Source organism: Candidatus Margulisiibacteriota bacterium (assembly GCA_041658645.1).
Lineage (GTDB): Bacteria > Margulisbacteria > WOR-1 > O2-12-FULL-45-9 > XYB2-FULL-48-7 > JBAZZV01.
Genome location: JBAZZV010000001.1, coordinates 103,169 through 120,146, shown reverse-complemented (window position 1 = coordinate 120,146; position 16,978 = coordinate 103,169). Strand labels below are relative to the sequence as shown.

19 protein-coding genes and 1 tRNA gene are annotated in these 16,978 nt (G+C 55.1%); 8 read left to right on the top strand and 12 right to left on the bottom strand.

Annotation, left to right across the window (positions count from 1 at the left end; translation table 11 throughout):
• Positions 1–2: 2 nt before the first annotated feature.
• From gcvT to WC903_00575, 10 genes are all read right to left on the bottom strand, one after another.
• Positions 3–1,061, bottom strand: a complete 1,059-nt coding sequence (gcvT, locus tag WC903_00620) for a glycine cleavage system aminomethyltransferase GcvT (GenBank protein ID MFA5892459.1) — start codon at positions 1,059–1,061, stop codon at positions 3–5.
• A gap of 6 nt (positions 1,062–1,067) precedes the next feature.
• Positions 1,068–1,538 carry a hypothetical protein gene (locus WC903_00615; protein ID MFA5892458.1) on the bottom strand — a complete coding sequence of 157 codons (471 nt, stop codon included), beginning with the start codon at positions 1,536–1,538 and terminating at the stop codon, positions 1,068–1,070.
• The gene (locus tag WC903_00610) at positions 1,504–2,079 is read right to left on the bottom strand and encodes a nucleotidyltransferase domain-containing protein (protein MFA5892457.1); all 576 of its coding nucleotides are present in this window, start codon (positions 2,077–2,079) and stop codon (positions 1,504–1,506) included. Before WC903_00610 ends, WC903_00615 begins: the two co-directional genes overlap by 35 nt.
• 113 nt (positions 2,080–2,192) lie before the next feature.
• Positions 2,193–3,251, bottom strand: coding sequence for a histidinol-phosphate transaminase (hisC, locus tag WC903_00605; GenBank protein ID MFA5892456.1), 1,059 nt, complete (start codon positions 3,249–3,251; stop codon positions 2,193–2,195).
• Positions 3,251–3,988: a hypothetical protein gene (locus WC903_00600; GenBank protein MFA5892455.1), complete on the bottom strand. Its 738-nt coding sequence runs from the start codon at positions 3,986–3,988 to the stop codon at positions 3,251–3,253. The genes hisC and WC903_00600 overlap by 1 nt, the downstream gene beginning before the upstream one ends.
• Positions 3,989–5,116 carry a glycosyltransferase gene (locus tag WC903_00595; GenBank protein MFA5892454.1) on the bottom strand — a complete coding sequence of 376 codons (1,128 nt, stop codon included), beginning with the start codon at positions 5,114–5,116 and terminating at the stop codon, positions 3,989–3,991.
• A complete protein-coding gene (lpxD, locus tag WC903_00590; protein MFA5892453.1) occupies positions 5,113–6,039 on the bottom strand; it encodes a UDP-3-O-(3-hydroxymyristoyl)glucosamine N-acyltransferase in 927 nt (308 codons plus the stop codon). The genes WC903_00595 and lpxD overlap by 4 nt, the downstream gene beginning before the upstream one ends.
• Before the next feature lie 2 nt (positions 6,040–6,041).
• A complete protein-coding gene (locus WC903_00585; protein MFA5892452.1) occupies positions 6,042–6,497 on the bottom strand; it encodes an OmpH family outer membrane protein in 456 nt (151 codons plus the stop codon).
• 27 nt (positions 6,498–6,524) lie between these two features.
• Entirely contained in the window at positions 6,525–8,282 is a 1,758-nt protein-coding gene (gene mnmG / locus WC903_00580) for a tRNA uridine-5-carboxymethylaminomethyl(34) synthesis enzyme MnmG (GenBank protein MFA5892451.1), read from the bottom strand.
• A complete protein-coding gene (locus WC903_00575) occupies positions 8,282–9,325 on the bottom strand; it encodes a PAS domain-containing protein (protein MFA5892450.1) in 1,044 nt (347 codons plus the stop codon). The genes mnmG and WC903_00575 overlap by 1 nt, the downstream gene beginning before the upstream one ends.
• A 31-nt stretch (positions 9,326–9,356) precedes the next feature.
• Between WC903_00575 and pyrH the strand changes: the two genes are divergently transcribed.
• The 5 genes from pyrH to nadC all read left to right on the top strand — a co-directional run bounded on the left by pyrH (position 9,357) and on the right by nadC (position 13,117).
• Positions 9,357–10,091: a UMP kinase gene (gene pyrH, locus WC903_00570; GenBank protein MFA5892449.1), complete on the top strand. Its 735-nt coding sequence runs from the start codon at positions 9,357–9,359 to the stop codon at positions 10,089–10,091.
• 1 nt (position 10,092) lies between these two features.
• A complete protein-coding gene (frr, locus tag WC903_00565) occupies positions 10,093–10,647 on the top strand; it encodes a ribosome recycling factor (protein ID MFA5892448.1) in 555 nt (184 codons plus the stop codon).
• Positions 10,648–10,788: 141 nt separating this feature from the next.
• Positions 10,789–11,478, top strand: a complete 690-nt coding sequence (locus WC903_00560) for an isoprenyl transferase (GenBank protein MFA5892447.1) — start codon at positions 10,789–10,791, stop codon at positions 11,476–11,478.
• Entirely contained in the window at positions 11,475–12,275 is an 801-nt protein-coding gene (locus WC903_00555; GenBank protein MFA5892446.1) for a phosphatidate cytidylyltransferase, read from the top strand. The genes WC903_00560 and WC903_00555 overlap by 4 nt, the downstream gene beginning before the upstream one ends.
• Positions 12,275–13,117, top strand: coding sequence for a carboxylating nicotinate-nucleotide diphosphorylase (gene nadC, locus WC903_00550; GenBank protein ID MFA5892445.1), 843 nt, complete (start codon positions 12,275–12,277; stop codon positions 13,115–13,117). The genes WC903_00555 and nadC overlap by 1 nt, the downstream gene beginning before the upstream one ends.
• Here the strand turns inward: nadC and WC903_00545 are convergent.
• A complete protein-coding gene (locus WC903_00545) occupies positions 13,098–13,664 on the bottom strand; it encodes a hypothetical protein (protein MFA5892444.1) in 567 nt (188 codons plus the stop codon). The genes nadC and WC903_00545 overlap by 20 nt on opposite strands.
• Positions 13,661–13,843: a hypothetical protein gene (locus tag WC903_00540; protein MFA5892443.1), complete on the bottom strand. Its 183-nt coding sequence runs from the start codon at positions 13,841–13,843 to the stop codon at positions 13,661–13,663. The genes WC903_00545 and WC903_00540 overlap by 4 nt, the downstream gene beginning before the upstream one ends.
• 173 nt (positions 13,844–14,016) lie before the next feature.
• On the opposite strand from WC903_00540, the gene WC903_00535 reads away from it, so the two are divergent.
• From WC903_00535 to WC903_00525, 3 genes are all read left to right on the top strand, one after another.
• Positions 14,017–16,137: an ATP-dependent helicase gene (locus WC903_00535; protein MFA5892442.1), complete on the top strand. Its 2,121-nt coding sequence runs from the start codon at positions 14,017–14,019 to the stop codon at positions 16,135–16,137.
• A 2-nt stretch (positions 16,138–16,139) separates the two neighbouring features.
• A complete protein-coding gene (locus WC903_00530) occupies positions 16,140–16,787 on the top strand; it encodes a 3'-5' exonuclease (protein MFA5892441.1) in 648 nt (215 codons plus the stop codon).
• Positions 16,788–16,871: 84 nt separating this feature from the next.
• Positions 16,872–16,943, top strand: a tRNA-Glu gene (locus WC903_00525).
• The last annotated feature ends 35 nt before the right edge of the window (positions 16,944–16,978 follow it).

Below are 16,978 nucleotides of genomic sequence, written 5' to 3'. Positions count from 1 at the left end.
GTTTATTTTACTCTTTTCACGAAGGTTTTGTCAACGAGCCGGGCGGGGACCTTTTCGCCGCGGATCTCGACGAATAATGGGGTGAGGGGTGAGGTCTGAGGGGAGAGGTAGGCGAGGGCAACCGGTTTTTTCAGCGTCGGGGAAAAAGTCCCGCTGGTTACGACCCCTATTTTCGCTTTTTGATCGTCGAAGACCAAATTCCCCTGGCGCGGGATCGCCCGGCTTGCCAGCTCGATGCCGACTAATTTTTTTCGGAGGCCTTCGTTCTTTTCTTTTAGCAGAGCCTCCCGGCCGATAAAATCACCCTTATCGAACTTAACTGCCCAGCCGTAGCCGGCTTCGAGCGGCGTGGTCTCTTCGTCATATTCATGGCCGTAGAGCGGCAGGCCCGCCTCGAGCCGCAAGGTGTCGCGCGCCCCCAGGCCACACGGCTGGACCCCGGCCTGGACGAAGGCGTCCCAAAGGGAGGCGGCTTCTTTTTTGGCGGCGATCAGCTCAACGCCGTCTTCGCCGGTGTAGCCGGTGCGAGAAAAAACCAACCCATTGGCCGAAAGAGTGTGGTTGTGTTTTAAGTTTGTGAGCGAAACGGACAAGGTTTTTTCGGCCGCCGCGATCGCCCTGGGTCCCTGGAGAGAAAGCATGCAATGTCCGTCGAGCGGCTGAACCGCCGTTTTTCCGGCCAGGCTTCTTAGCCAGCCCAAAACTTTTTCGGCGTTAGAGGCGTTGGCGACGATCATGAAATAATCTGCCAATCTGTAAACCAAAATGTCGTCGATCACGCCCCCTTTTTCGTTGCAGAGAACGGAATACTGGCACTGACTAACCGCCAATTTTGAGGCGTCATTGGTTGCCGCTTCTTGGATGAGCGCCAGCGCGCCCTCCCCATCGATCTTGATTAGTCCCATGTGACCGATATCAAAAATCCCGACGGAGCTGCGGACGGCGGTATGTTCGGCGATGATCCCAGCCGGGTAGGAAACGGGCATCGCCCAGCCGGCAAATTCGACCATTTTAGCGTTTAAGGCAAGATGTTTATGATGAAGGGGTGTTTGTTTTAGCATAAATATTTAAATTCCGCCAAACAATTTTAATTGAGGATTTTTCGCCTCAAGGTATTTTCTGGCCTTGGCCCAAAATTCTCGGGCGGTTTTTAGCAGCGCGGCGACCTCGCTTTTGGAGATCAGCCCGTGCGGCTCATAAATACAATCGTTTCTTTTGATCCTATATCTCTGGATCTTTGAGATTAAATCATGGTATTCCGGGCCAAGAAGTTCCCCGGCGACAAGGAACGTGTTTTTATGCTGCTCGCCGCCAGCCGGGCGATAGCCGTTTAAAAGCACGATCAGGCGGCCAATCTGCAATAGTCCGTCATATGCCAACTTAAACGCCGCTTCATCGATCCGGTCTTTAACCAGCTCTGCCGCCTCAAAGTTCCTTTTAGCCGCCGCTAAAAGGCCGTTTAAATAGTCCAGCCCGGTTTGTTGTTTCTGCAATTTGCCTTCTTTAATTAGCTGGTTTAATAAATCGGCTAAACTCATAATCGTCTCCTTTTATTAAAAGATGATCTTTTAATATTTCTTTATAGAAATAGCGGTCCTTGAGCTTTTTGAGGAAGTCGGAGGCGGTTGATAAATGATAGTTTATAGTCCGACAGATGGTCTTTTCCACCTCGCTTACGGCCTGGTAGACGGCGTCTTCATCGACCGGGCCAATAATAAACAAATCGATGTCGGAATCGGACTTAAAGCCGCCTTTAACATAAGAACCGAAAAGGAACGCGAATTGAATAGCCGTGATTTTCCCCAGCGCCTTTTTCAGCTCGAGTTCAACGCCGAAGGTCTTTTTAATTATAGAGCCAACCTCATTAAGCAGAGCGTAGCTTTTATTAAGCGAGTAAAGCTTTTGCCGGCCGCGCTGCTTAAAAGACGCCAGATCGGCCAACAGCAGGCGGTTGAGTTCTCTTTGCGCCGTGCCCGAAGACGCCCCAATGGTCCGCGCGATCTCGCTCAAATAGTATTCTTTGTTTGGATTGTAAACAAACAGAAGAATGATCCGCCGGCGTATCTTTGATTTTGACAATAGATCGAACATATACTCAATATTGAGTATATTATTACTCAAGGCTGGGTATATGTCAAATCTTGAGCCGGGAGCTGTAGAAGTAATAACACATTATTAGGATTAAAAATCTATCATGATAGTGATTTAAGAGCGGCAATAAACTTCTCATTCTGCTCTTTGGTCCCGATCGAAACGCGGATAGCGCTTGGAAAGCCAAAAGAGGTCAAGGGCCGGATAATTACCCCCTGCTTCATTAGCGCCATAAAGAGCTCATCAGCTGACTTCTTTAGGTCGACAAAAATAAAGTTTGCTTCTGTTTTCTTGTAAGCCAATCCCAGCCGGTCAAACTCCGCGTAAAGATATTTCTTCCCCTCAAGATTATTCTGGTAGGTCTTAGCCAGAAACTCTTTGTCATCCAACGCAGCTAAGGCCCCGGCTTGGGCTAAACGATTAACATTAAAGGGCATCTTGGTCCGGAACATCGGCCGGAGGATATCCGGCCGGGCGACGCCATAGCCGATCCGCAAGCCGGCTAACCCGTAATACTTCGAGAAGGTCCGCAGGACAACGATATTTTTTCCGGCTCTAACGGCCGCCAGCGTGTTCGGCAGGTCGGCCCGTTCCGCGAACTCAATGTAGGCCTCATCTACGATGACCAGCGCGGTCGGCGGGACCTTGGCCAAAAGCGCGTCGAACTGCGCCGCCGAGAAGGCGGTCCCGGTCGGGTTGTTCGGATTGGTCAGGAAGACAAGCTTGGTCTTGGTGGTGAGTGCCCGGGCGAAACCCTCCAGGTCGAGCTCGTAATCTTTCAGCTCAACAGTGACGATCTTCCCGTCGAAGATCCGGGTGATCAATTCGTACAAAGAAAAGGTGTTCTGGCTGATAATGACTTCATCGCCGGGATTAAGATAGGTCGAACCGAGGACCTGCATGATATCATCCGACCCGTTGCCGCAAAGGATCGAGTCGTCGCCGACTCCCAGGTGTTTGGCGAGTGCTTCGCGCAAGAGGGTCGACCGCTGATCGGGATAGATATGTAAGTTATGAGCTTCCTTGGCAATTGCCTCAAGCGCCAGTGGGGAGGGGCCGAAGGGGTTTTCGTTCGAGGCCAACTTAACTGCCCCGGTCACGGTCCGGCCGGGAACATAGTCCTTGATCCCTGCCACGACCGACCGGAGAAGCTCGTCCATTAGAACGGATTTGCCCAGCTAAAGCCGACCAAGGCGGAGCGCGGGTCCTTGACCTGGCTGCCGTCGAGGATGTTCAGTACCGAGAAGTTGAGCGAAAAGATCGGCGTGAAATAAAACCTAGCCCCGGCGTTGACCTGGAAGAGGGTCTCCCCGGCCATCAGGTCGGCGGCCAGAAAGAGGTTGTCGCCGGTCGCCAATTCCACGCCGGCGATACCAAGCGGGCGGAACTTATAGTTGGGAAAGTCGGCCTGGAAGCCAAAGGTTAACTTAGGCCCCTGCTGGAGATACTTCGTGGCGACCATATAGACATCGGTCTGGGTGTAGGAAAAGAGGTTCTCGACCCCGAGCGCCAGGAGGAGCGGGTACGGGTCGTCGCCGGTAGAGAGCGAAAGCTTCATGTTGACAAAGACCCCTTCCCGCAGCTTGCTGGAGGTTTTTTCGGTCCCGCCGACGATCCCCAGTTCCACCCCGTGGAACGTGCCGAGGTTCAGTTTGTAGGAAACGACCCCTTCGGTCGAGGTGGTGCCGCCAGAGCTGATGGTGGTGCCGTAGTCGGCGCCGATATTAAAGTTCTTGTAGGGGATGCAGTCGGCCGAAGGGATCCTGATCAGGCCGGTCGGGCCGTTGAGCGCCGGTGCCGGGAAAACCCGAGGGTAAGCCAGAGATGGCGAAATGATCAATGACGAAATAACAATGACGAAACAATTGCGAAGCCTCAATCTCCAAACATTTTTCATTTAGGAAGGCCTCCTTTGACTTAGGGAATTATAAACAGTTTCGAACTGCTTTGCAATGAGCGGGGCGGCAAAACGGTCGCGGGCGTCCTGCCGGGCGGCCTGGGACATTTTATGACGGAGCGCGCCGTCGGCCAGCAAGCGGCGGACGTGGCCAACAAAGGCGTTAAGGTCTCGCGGTACGAGGTAGCCGTCTTCCCCGTTCCGCACAGTCCCGACCAACCCGCCGGCGAAAAGGGCGACGATCGGCAGACCGGCCGCCTTGGCTTCGGCCAGGACCAAACCCTGGGTCTCGGTGGTCGAAGCAAAGAGGAAGAGGTCGCCGATCAGGTAATAGCTTAGTATCTCTGGATATGAAACTTCACCGGTGAGAACAATGTTTTTTGATTTTGAACTTTGATGTTTGAGGTCCTCAAGGAGTGGCCCCCCGCCGACGAGGACGAGTTTTGAGTTAGGAGTTTGGAGTTCGGAGAACGCCTTCAAAAGAAAAGGGATATTTTTTTCTTTAGAAAGCCGTCCGACATAGAGCAAAACTTTATCCTGGCCGGATAAACCATACTTTTTTCTCAACAGCTGGCGGGTGGCGGCGAAGTCGGCCGGATATTTTAGTAATTCAACCCCGGTCGGGATGACGGCGATCGGCCGGAAGACCCTCCATTTCAGGAGAACGCGCCTGGCCATTTCCGAAGGAGCGATTATTTGGTTGGCCCCGTTACAGAAGGCTTGCAGATAGGCAACGATCGCCATTTTGGCCAAAGCCTTGGGAACAAATCGGGCAAAATGGACGTAGCGGGTGAAGAGCGTGTGGAAGGAATAAACCAGCGGGATGCGGCGGCGGCGCGCGATGAAACGGGCCAGGAGTCCGGCCTGGAAGGGGGAATGGCTATGGATAATATCCACTTCGGGGATCGACCGGACGAACGGGATGGCCAAGCGGAACCTCGGGTAGCCGCCCGCGATCGAAGGGAAGCGGATGATATCCGGGTCAGTATCGACATGGCCGGGATAACGCGGGGCCAAGACATAGACCCGGTGGCCCAGAGCGCGGAGCTCGTTAACGAGGATTTCGGCGGAATTGGTCACTCCCGAGAGGTACGGCTTGTAGGAATCGGCGAAAAAGGCGATCCTCACTTCAGCTTTTTAATAATCTCGGGGAGTTTACGCAGGCTGGCCTGGATCTCGAGATCTTCGCGATGGTTGATCGCCGGATAGCCGGAGATGACCGAATTGGCGGGGATATCTTTGGTCACTCCCGCCTTGGCCATTACCACGGTGTTGTCGCCGACGGTGATGTGCCCGTTGAAGCCCGCCATGCCGCCGACCGAAACGTGGTCGCCGAAGGTGACCGAGCCGGCGAAACCGACCAGCGCGGTGATCGCGCAGTTCTTCCCGAAGTCGCAGTTGTGGGCGACGTGGGTCAGGTTATCGATCTTGGTGCCGGCGCCGATCCGGGTCTCGCCCAGCGTCGCCCGGGCGATACAAACATTGGCGTAGATCTCGCAATCATCTTCGATTGTGACCGTCCCGAGCTGCGGGACCTTGGCCCAATGCTCGTTGTCCCAGACAAAACCGTAGCCATCCACTCCGATCCGGGCGCCGGCATGGACTATACAGCGTTTGCCGATCTTGACCCGGTCGTAGAGAGTGACATTGGGGTGGATGACGGTATCATCACCGATCTCGACCTCTTCACCGACCGAAACGAAAGCGCCGATCGCCACCCGCCGGCCTAGCTTGGCCGACCGGGCGATGACCGCTGACTTATGCCGTTCGGCCGAACGTTTAATTTTCGGGGCGAAATGAGGGAGGATCTGGGCCATGGCCAGGCGGGGGTTCTTAACAAGAATGGCCGGTTTGCCGGACACCTTGGCGGTCGCAGCAACCACCAGGGCGGTGGCCCGGGAAGACAAAGCCGGGGCCAGGAATTTATCTTCAAGAACGAAGAGTAAATCCCCGGTCCCGGCCATTTCGCTAGAGGCGACCGTCCGGATCTCCAAGTCCCCGTTGCCGACCAATTCGCCGGCCACGAGGGCCGCTAGCTGCTTTAGCTTCACGGTTACTTGTTCAGGGTGGTCAGCACCAGGTCGGTCAGATCGGTGCCGCCATTGATGACGACCACTTTATCGAGGACAACCTCAATGCCGACTTTCTTGGAAACTTTCTTGACGGCGTCAAGGATCTTCGACTGGAGTTGGGTGGTCAGTTGTTCGTTGAGGCGCATGAGAGCCTCGCGCTTGGGGGCCAGTTTTTCCTCGAGATCTTTCTTCATCTTCTCGAGTTCTTCCGGTTTCTTTCCGTCTTTTTCCGCCTGCGCCAGCGTCTTCTGGCTATCTTCGAACTCCTTCTTGAAGCCCTCTTCCAGCTTGGCTAATTCGGCCTGGGACTTCCCGGTCTCCTTGTAGCCCTTGAAGACCTTTTGGACGTCGATGGTCCCGATACCGCTGAAGTCGGCCGCTTTAGCGACACCAAACATCAGAACGAGAGCCAGGGCAGTAACTAAATATTTTCTCACTCGTGTTCACCTCCTTGCAGATCAGGGTTATTCTAACATAGCGGGGGAGGCGCGTCTAGCCGCTTCGAGCTGGACGAGCAGAACGGCGATATCGGCCGGGGAGACCCCGGCCAGGCGCGAGGCCTGGCCGATCGAAATCGGGCGATGCTGAGCGAGTTTGATCCGTGATTCCCGAGACAGGCCAGACAATCCGTCGAAATCAAGGTCGCCGGGGATCAAGCGGTGCTCCAGTTTTTTGAACCGGGCGATCTGCTGGAGCTGGCGGGCGATATAGCCGGCATACTTGGCGCTGATCTCGATCTGTTCCGAGATCTCGGTGGAGAGCCGGTCGCCTTGTTCAACCGCAGCCTGTTTTTTCCGGAAGGCGCGGTAGCGCTCCTCCGGCACCAACCCGACACGATATCCTTTCTCGGTCAGGCGGAGGTCGGCGTTATCCTGGCGCAGGACGAGGCGGTATTCCGACCGCGAGGTGAGCATCCGGTAGGGCTCCAGGATCTCCTTGGTGATCAAGTCGTCGATCAGTGTACCGATGTAGCTATCAGCCCGCCCCAGGATGAGCGGTTCTTTCCCTTTAACCTTGAGAGCGGCGTTCAACCCGGCGACCAGCCCCTGGGCCGCCGCTTCTTCATAACCGGAGGTGCCGTTGATCTGACCGGCGCAGAACAGGCCGTTGATCGTTTTTGTTTCCAGAGTATATTGCAGTTGTGAAGGCAAAACATAATCATATTCGACGGCATAGCCGGGACGGAGGAGCTCCACTTTTTCCAGCCCCGGCATCGTCCGGAGAAAAGCGAGCTGGACATCTTCCGGCAGAGAGGTCGACATCCCCTGCGGGTACATTTCCTCCGTCTCCCGCCCGGTCGGTTCAATGAAACATTGCTGGCGATCTTTTTCCGGGAAGCGGACGACCTTGTCCTCAATTGAAGGGCAATAGCGCGGGCCGGTCCCTTTTATTTTCCCCTGGAAGAGTGGGGAGCGGTCGAGATTGGCGCGAATTATCTTATGCGTCTCTTCATTCGTCCAGGTCAAATGACACGGCACTTGGGGAAGTTTGGCCGCCGGGTTCTCGGGAACGTTGGGCAGGCCATACTGCGCGTACTCCCAGATAAAAGAAAACATTTTGGGCGGCTCGTCCCCGGGCTGGAGCGTCATTTGCGAAAAATCTATTGAACGGCGGTTCAACCTGGCCGGGGTGCCGGTCTTGAGCCGGCCGAGCTGGAGGCCAAGCCCGGCTAAGGCAGCGGATAAGCCGGTGGCCGGCGGCTCGCCGAGTCTTCCCGCCGCTTGATGACGCATTCCGACATGGATAAGGCCGTTCAAGAAGGTGCCGGTCGTGACGACGACCGACCGGCCCTCATAAATAACATCCAAACTTGTCTTAACGCCGCAAACTATTTGCCGCTCGGTTAGGATCTCGACGACCTCGGCTTGTTTAAGGTCGAGGTTGGCTTGTCCCTCGAGGCGGTGTTTCATCGTCTGGTGATATTGCAGACGGTCGGACTGGGCGCGGAGGGCGTGGACCGCTGGCCCCTTATTAGTGTTGAGTGTTTTCATCTGGAGAAAGGTGAGGTCGGTAGCGAGGCCGATCTCGCCGCCGAGCGCGTCGACTTCCCGGACCAGCTGGCTTTTAGCCGGCCCGCCGACGGCCGGGTTGCACGACATGAACGCGAGCGTGTCGAGATTCAGCGTCAGGAGTAAAGTTTGGCAACCAAGGCGTGCCGCAGCCAAGGCCGCTTCGATCCCGGCGTGTCCGGCGCCGACAACGATCACATCATATTGTTTCATCAGCCGCGGACGTCGCGAACGACAAAGACGATGCCGAGGGTTTCGCCGAGATGGCGGTCGCGGATGATCCGGGCATTGATCAAGGCCGGGATCCGCTCGCCGAGCGGGTTGACCAGCTCAGCTTCAAATCGTTCCACGACCAATCTTTTCTCCACCACCTCACGGTAGAGCCGGTAGAAATCGTCTTTGTTGCGGAAGAGGTCGGCGATACAGTGTCCGGCGATCTCCTCCTCCGGCACGTGAAAGAACTGCCGCGCTTCCTCGTTAAGGAAAATTACGCGGCCGGTCAGGTCGGTGACCAAGAGGGAATCCGGCATGGTCTCGATGATCGCGTCGGCCGCCAGCTCCGGCGAGATGGCGAACAGGCTGTAGCGGCGCATGGTGATAAAAATGAAAAAATTCATGACAGCAATGTCAAAAACGACTGTTGGCGGAATAATCCTTTGTCCCAAAAAAAGCGGCAGGAACATATCGGTAATCAGCCCGATGACGACCGGAACGATCGAGCCAAAAGCGATAATATAGGCCTGGGTCCGGACTATTGGCTGCACGGCCCGCCGGCCATAGTTAAGCAAGAGGCAAGCGCCACCCAGACAAAAGAGGCCCGCCTCCAAAAGAAACAGAGTGTAGAGCGGGGCCGGTTGGCTGATAATGCCAATGGCAACTATCTCGTGCCGCAAATACATCCAGTTAGTGAAAAGGAAGAGCGCGCCGATGATAGAGGGCGGCAGATAAAGCGCGACCAGGCTCCAGGGGTTAGCCAGGAGGCGTTCTTTCTTGGTGAAAATAAGGACAAAGTGGAAATACATGGCAAAAACGAACGCCCAAAGCGTGGCGCTGATCCGGTTGATGTCGGCCGCGAACTCGAGCGTGAAGGCGATGCGTAAGGAATAGGTCAGGATCGCCGCCAGGAAGGCGAGGAAGCCGAAGAGAGAATAGAAGCGGGCCAGGCGGTTCCCATAGTGACGGGTCCAGATCTGGAAAGCGAGCAGCAGGATAAAAAGGGACGCGGCCAATTCAAAGTAAGGGAAAAGAATTGCCATGACGCTAAAATTATAGTATAATCCGCCTGATATGGCAAGGCCGCGCTACAAACGAATTCTCCTTAAACTCTCCGGTGAAGTCTTTGGCGGCCGGCAGAAATACGGCATCGACCTGGAAGTCCTCTCGGTGGTCGCTAACGAAATAAAGTCGGTCCACGACGAAGGGGCCGGGGTGGCGGTGGTCGTTGGCGGCGGCAATATTTTCCGCGGCGTGGCCGGCGCGGTCAAGGGGATCGACCGGGCGACCGGCGACTACATGGGGATGCTGGCGACCGTGATCAATTCCCTCGCTCTGCAGGACGCCCTCGAACGGCTGAAAGTCCCCTGCCGGGTCCAGACGGCGATCGAGATGAGCTCGGTAGCCGAAGCCTTTATCCGCCGGCGGGCGATCCGCCACATGGAAAAAGGGCGGGTGGTGATCCTGGCCGCCGGGACCGGTAACCCCTACTTTTCGACCGATACGACGGCCGCCCTCCGCGCGGCCGAGCTCGACGTCGATGTCGTCATCAAGGCGACCAAAGTGGACGGCGTTTACGACAAAGACCCCTGCCAGTTCAAGGACGCCAAGCGGTATAAAAAGATCACCCACATGGAGGTACTGCAGAAGCGGCTAAAGGTCATGGATTCGACCGCCGCTTCGCTCTGCATGGAGAACAAGATCCCGATCATCGTCCTCGACCTCATGAAGCTGGGCAATATCAAGCGGGCGGTCCAGGGGAAAGAGATCGGGACGCTGGTCGAGGTCGAAAAACAAGGAGGAAAATGAGATGGAAGACGTCTTGAAAGATGGCGAAGGGCGGATGCTGAAGGCAGTCGAGGCGCTAAAAAAGAACTTTGCCTCGATCCGGACCGGCCGCGCCCACCCGGCGCTCCTCGACAATATCGTGGTTGACTACTACGGGGCGCCGACCTCGCTGAAACAGTTGGCCCAGGTCTCCGCTCCCGAAGCGCGAGTGCTCCTCATCACCCCTTACGACAAGAGCGCCGCGGGGAATATTGAGAAAGCGATCCTCGCCTCCGACCTCGGGATCAATCCGAAGAACGAGGGCGGGGCGATCCGCCTCATTTTGCCGGAGCTGTCGGAAGACCGCCGCCGGGAGCTGGGAAAAGGATTGAAAAAAGAAGTGGAAGAGGCGAAAGTCTCGATCCGCAATGTCCGCCGCGACGCGATCGAGGTGCTGAAAAAACAGAAAGCCGAGAAGAAGATCACCGAAGATGAGGAAAAGCTCAAGGATAAAAAAGTCCAGGAGCTGACCGACAAATATACCGCCGAGACCGACAAGCTCTTTGCCGCCAAAGAAAAAGAGATAATGGAGGTCTGACCATCAACCTCAAACCTCCAACTTCCAACATCAAAACAAAGGGCAAATAACAATTTATAAATACCAGAATTTTTGGTAGTTGTTATTTATTGATTGTCGATTGTTTTGAGGTTTGAAGTTTGATGTTGGAAGTTTATACAAATGGTTAACAACAGTATCCCCCAGCATGTCGCGGTGATAATGGATGGCAACGGGCGCTGGGCGAAACAGCGCGGACTGCCGCGGATCGCCGGCCATAAGACCGGGGCGGAATCTCTTCGCGCCGTCCTCAAAGCTTGCGCCGAGTTCGGCGTCAAATATCTGACCGTCTACGCTTTCTCCACCGAGAACTGGGGGCGCCCCCGGGATGAGGTCGACTTTCTGATGAGCCTCTTTTCCCTGACGATCGACCGGGAAATGAACGAACTGATGAAAAACCGCGTCCGCCTCAAGTTCCTCGGCCAGCTCGACCGCTTCTCCCCCGAACTGCAGACCAAAATGAAGGAAGCGATGGAGAAGACGAAGGAGAACGACCGCATTACCTTAAGCGTCATGGTCAACTATGGGGGGCGGGCGGAGATCGTTGACGCGGTGAATGAATTGATAGGTACCAGGGAGAAAATAACCGAAGAAGAATTTGGCAAGTATCTTTACACCAAGGATCTGCCGGACCCAGATCTGTTAATAAGGACGGCGAATGAAATGCGCATCTCCAACTTCCTTCTCTGGCAGATCGCCTATGCCGAAATCTATGTCACGCCGACCCTCTGGCCCGATTTCCGCCGCGAACAGCTGGCCGAGGCGCTGGCCGCTTACGCCCAGCGCGAGCGCCGCTTCGGGAAGGTCAAATGATCGTCCGGGTAGTGACCAGCCTGATCGGGGCGCCGCTGATCCTGGCCGCCGTTTATTACGGCGGGATCCCTTTCCTCCTGCTGGTGCTGGGGCTGGCGATCGTCGCGGTCAACGAGTTCTACAATTTGATGATGAAGAAAGGGCTCTTCCCGGCTTATTATGTCGGCAATATCATCACCGGTTTCTTTATCGTCTTCTCTTATTACGCCCTGAAACGGAACTGGGAGCCGGCCCACTCGGCCATCCTGACGCTGGCGGCCGCCCTGGCGCTGATCTCTGGCGTTTTCCTGAAGAGGGAGAAGGATACGCTGGTCGATGTGGCCGTAACCATCCTGGGGATGATCTATGTCGGCTGGTTCTTCAGCTACCTGATCTTTATCCGGGGGTTGACTGACCACGGCGGCTATCTCTTTTTCCTGATGTTCACGATCTGGGCAATGGATATTGCCGCTTACCTGGCCGGTAAGTTTCTCGGGCACACCCCGCTGGCGCCGTCAATCTCGCCGAAAAAAACCTGGGAGGGGGCGCTGGCCGGTTTTCTGGTCGCGATGGTCGCCGCCATGATCTTAAGCCAGACCGCCCAGCTCGAGCTTAGTCACGCCTTAATCCTGGGCGGGCTGATCGGCATCTTTGGCCAACTTTCCGACTTGGTTGAATCGCTGATCAAGCGTGATGCGGGGGAGAAGGATTCATCGAACATTCTCCCGGGACATGGTGGGGTGCTCGACCGGATCGACTCTTTTGTCCTAACCGCCCCGCTGATGTATTATTATGTTATCCTATTCGTCATTAAGTAATGAGCATTAAAGAAGTAACGGATTTTATGGTCAAGCTGGCGCTGGCGGAAGATGTCGGCCGCGGGGACCTTACGACCAGGGCGATAATCCAAAAAGATCAAAAAGCTAAAGCGATTTTAACGGCCAAAGAAGCTGGGGTCATTTGCGGGCAGGCCATCGCCGCCGAAGTTTTTCGTCATCTCGATCCGCGGATAAGATATTCTGCGAAAGTTAAGGATGGGGCCTTTGCCAAAAAAGGCAAAATCATTGCAGTAGTTTCCGGCCCGGCGCGGGGGATCTTGGCCGGCGAACGGGTCGCCTTGAATTTTCTTCAGCACCTCTCGGGTATTGCCACTCTGACAAAAAAATTCGCGTTACGCGTTACACATTACGCGCCTCGAACGAAAATACTCGATACACGCAAAACAATCCCCGGAATGCGCCTTCTCGAAAAATACGCGGTGAAAATGGGCGGCGGGCAGAATCACCGGATGGGCTTATATGATGCTATTTTAATTAAAGACAACCATATCAAATTAGCTGGGGGAATAGAAAAAGCGGTTGAGAAGGCAAGGGATGGGGGCCGGGGGACGAGGGGAGTGGAAATCGAAGCCAAGACTATTAATGAGGTTCAGAGAGCGATCAATGTCGGAGTGGACAGGATTCTGCTGGATAACATGGGCCCGAAAACCTTGCGTGCCGCCGTCAAGCTTTGCAAAAAGACCGGAGTTAAAACCGAGGCCTCGGGCGGGATTAATTTGAAGAATGTGGCCGCGATCGCCAAAACTGGCGTTAACTTCATCTCCGTCGGTGCGCTGACGCATTCGGCCAAGGCGCTGGACATCAATTTGAAGATAGTTTAGTTTTGAGCTCTTTCCAGATAGCGTGTGTCCCGTTTTTCAAGGCCCACTTGTCAATATAATTCAGGTCCAATTTATCGCCGGATATTTTTAAAATCCCTTCGATATCTTCCAGATGTTTTTGCGACTCCCCCATTTTAAACCATTCAAGCTTTTTGACGATCACATCTTCGGGAGAAGCGAAAAAAGCGGAAATATTTTCGTCAAAGGCCTCTTTTTTCTTTCTCGAAAACTCGGTTTGGCTGAAACTATCTTTGCCTAAAACATAAAAGTCAACTTTGATCCCGACCTCGGATTGAATAAAATTAAAATGCCCCGAAGAATTGACCGCTTCATTTATGCTTTCAGGATTAACGTAATATTCAGGCCCAAACGAAGCCGCGAATTCTTTGATCTTAGGAGGGGCTAAATCGATCACGACATCCATATCCAAGGTCAGGCGGGGTTCGCCGTAGGCGATCGACGCCACCGATCCCCCGATCATATAGGGTATCTTTAATTTTTCTAAAACGGATAGAACTTCAACAAAAACTTCTTGCGCGCTCTTCATCTGGCGAGTCGCTGATTAACCAATCGGGCCAGCTCGGCGGCTTTGAGGTGGGGATTCAAACGGCGGATTTCAGCGGAAATTCTCTGGCGGGCAAAGCTAAATAAGCCGAAGGCCAGGGCCAATCTCTCGGCGGGAGACTTTCTCCTCAGGATTTCAATTTGCTTATCGAGTTCAGCCATGACCTATGCAGTATATCATTTTCGGCGCGCTGACGCATTCGGCAGAGGCTTTGGACCTGAACTTGAAGATAGTTTGAGAAACAAGCGACTAAACGTCGCTGTTTCCAGTGAGGAACCGAGACGTTCAGTCTCAGGTTCCGAACGAGGTCTTTTTCTGATATAATGTCCCTTCAATGTCTCAAAAATACGTTTTAAAATCTCACTTCTCGGCCGAACCGAATTACCGCATCAACTATAAAGAGGCCCTGACCGCCGAACAGTTGCCGGTGGCGCTGGCCGCGGGCGGGCCGATGCTGGTGATCGCCGGCGCAGGGTCGGGCAAGACGCGAACCGTGACTTACCGCGTCGCCTACCTGGTCGAGTCGGGGGTGCCGCTGGACCGGATCCTCCTGGTCACTTTTACCAACAAGGCGGCACGGGAGATGTTGTCCCGGGTCGAAATGCTCCTCAAGCGGGACGTCAAGGGGATCTGGGGGGGGACCTTCCACCATGTCGGCAATTTGATCCTCCGGCGGCACGCCAAACTGATCGGTTATCAGCCGAACTTTACTATCCTTGACCGCGCTGACTCGAAAGAGCTGGTCGACTCGTGCCTGACCGAGTCGAAGATCGACGTTAAGGCCCGCTGTTTCCCCAAAGGGGATACGCTCCAAGCTATTTTTTCCCTGGCGCTTAATACCAGCCGCTCACTGACCGACGTCGTCGCTTATAACTATCCCCAGTTCGAGCCGCTGACCGAAGAGATCGAGGGGGTCTTCCGGCTCTACGGCGATCGGAAGCGGAAGAATGGCCTGATGGACTTTGACGACCTCCTCTATTACTGGTGGAAACTGCTCAACGACAACCCGGAAGTGGCCGGGCTCTACGCGGCCAAGTTCTTACATATATTAGTGGACGAGTACCAGGATACGAACGCCCTGCAGGCCAAAACGATCAACCTGATGGCGCAGGGGCACCGCAACCTGACGGTGGTTGGCGACGACTCGCAGTCGATCTACAGCTTCCGCGGGGCGCACTTCAAGAACATCATTAATTTTCCAAATGTTTATCCCGATGCCCAGGTCTATAAACTGGAGACGAACCACCGCTCCACGCCGGAGATCCTGGCCATCGCCAACCTGGCGATCACCCTGGCCAAGGAGAAGTTCGAGAAGAATTTAAAGACCCACCGCCCGAGCGGCCAGAAGCCGGTCGTCGCCGCGGTGACCACGGTCTACGAGCAGGCGGCTTTCGTCGCCCAGCGGATGCTGGAGCTGCGGGAAGAGGGGCAGTCGCTCAACGAGATGGCCGTTCTCTACCGGTCGCACTACCAATCGATGGAGATCCAGATGGAGCTGACCAAGCGGGGGATCCCGTTCGAGGTCCGCTCCGGCCTCCGTTTTTTTGAAGAAGCGCACATCAAGGATGTCCTGGCCTACATTAAAGTGGTCCAGAACCCGCGCGACGAGATCTCCTGGGGGAGGATCCTGAAACTCTTACCGAAGATCGGCCCCCGGACGGCGGACAAGATCTTCCGCCATATTGACGCGACGGCCGAGCCGCTCCAGGAGGTCCAGAGCGCGGCGACGGCGGCACTGGCTCCGTCCGGGGCCGAACGCTCTTTTAAGCGCTTTCAGGCGCTGATCGCCACCTTGCTCGAGAAAATGGACGCCCCGGCCGAGATGATCAAGGCGGTCAGCGAATCGGAATACGAAGACTACCTCAAGAACCAGTTCCCGAACTACCGCGAACGGCTTGAGGACCTGCAGCAGTTGGGGAGTTACTCCACGCAGTATAAGTCGCTGGAGGAGCTATTGAGCGCGCTGGCGCTCGCCTCGGGGATCGAATCGGAGACGATCGTCGAGGGCGAAGCGACCGAGAAAGAAGCTTGCGTCCTGACCACCATCCACCAGGCCAAAGGGTTGGAATGGAAAACCGTCTTTCTCGTCTGGCTGGCGGACGGCCGTTTTCCCTCGTACCTTAGTTTCGGCAAGGATGACGAGATGGAAGAGGAGCGGCGGCTCTTTTATGTGGCGGTCACCCGGGCCAAAGACGAACTATATATGAGCTATCCGTTGATCTACTCCGGCTACGACGGCGAGGTCCTGCTGAAGATCTCCCGTTATCTGGAAGAACTGCCGAGCTGGACTTTTGAGGAATGGCGGGTGGAGAATGAGGGGTTGGGCAAGGCATCAACAACTAGCGGCTCACGACAAGAAGTTGAAGAAGCGATCGACCTGTCCGAGTATCGCGAGGTTAAAGTTAAAAGCCGCGACAATTTTGAAGCGGTCGATATCAGCGAATTATTTAAATAATTATGCACGGATTTTTTTATACTGAAGAGTTTGTTAAACTGGAAGAACAGTTCCCCCTCCTGCGCCGGGCGCGCGAGCAATTCCTCGGCCTGCTCGGGCTGGGCGCCGTTATCATTGACATCGAGACGACCGGCCTTCTGCCGGCCGAAGCCGAGATCACCGAGATCGCCGGCTTGCGGATCGAGAAAGGGGAGATCGTCGACGTTTTCAGCGCGCTGGTCAAAATTAGCGGTGAGGTCCCGCCCGAGATCGTTAAGCTGACCGGCATCACCAAAGAGATGCTGGAGGAAACTGGCGAGGCTAAGCCAAAAGCCTTGAGCTCCTTCCTCGATTTCATCGGTGACCGGCCGCTCATCGCCCATAACGCCGAATTCGACATCCCGTTCCTCAACCACCATCTGCATAAAAGCTTTGGCCGGACGATCGCCAGCTCCCTGATCTGCACCTTGAAACTCTCGCGCAAACTTCTGCCCAGTCTTCCCTCGCACCGCCTGGCCAAAGTCGCCGAGCATTTCGGCATTCCGACCCCCTTGACCCACCGGGCCCCGGGAGATGTCGAGATCACCTTCCAGCTCTGGCTCAAATTTATCGACCTGCTGGGGCAAAAGGGTGTTCACAACCTCGACGATCTGCTGAAGTTCGCGGCTTGAACTACTCTCTGCTACTCTGATATACTTAACATTGCTTTTGAAGTTTGATGTTGGATGTTTGAAGTTCCCGCCGCAGGCGGTTGCGGCCCCATCGTCTAGGGGTTAGGACACCAGCTTTTCAAGCTGAGAACCGGGGTTCGATTCCCCGTGGGGCTATATCATTTGACATTATGCGAGGCATCGCTATAATT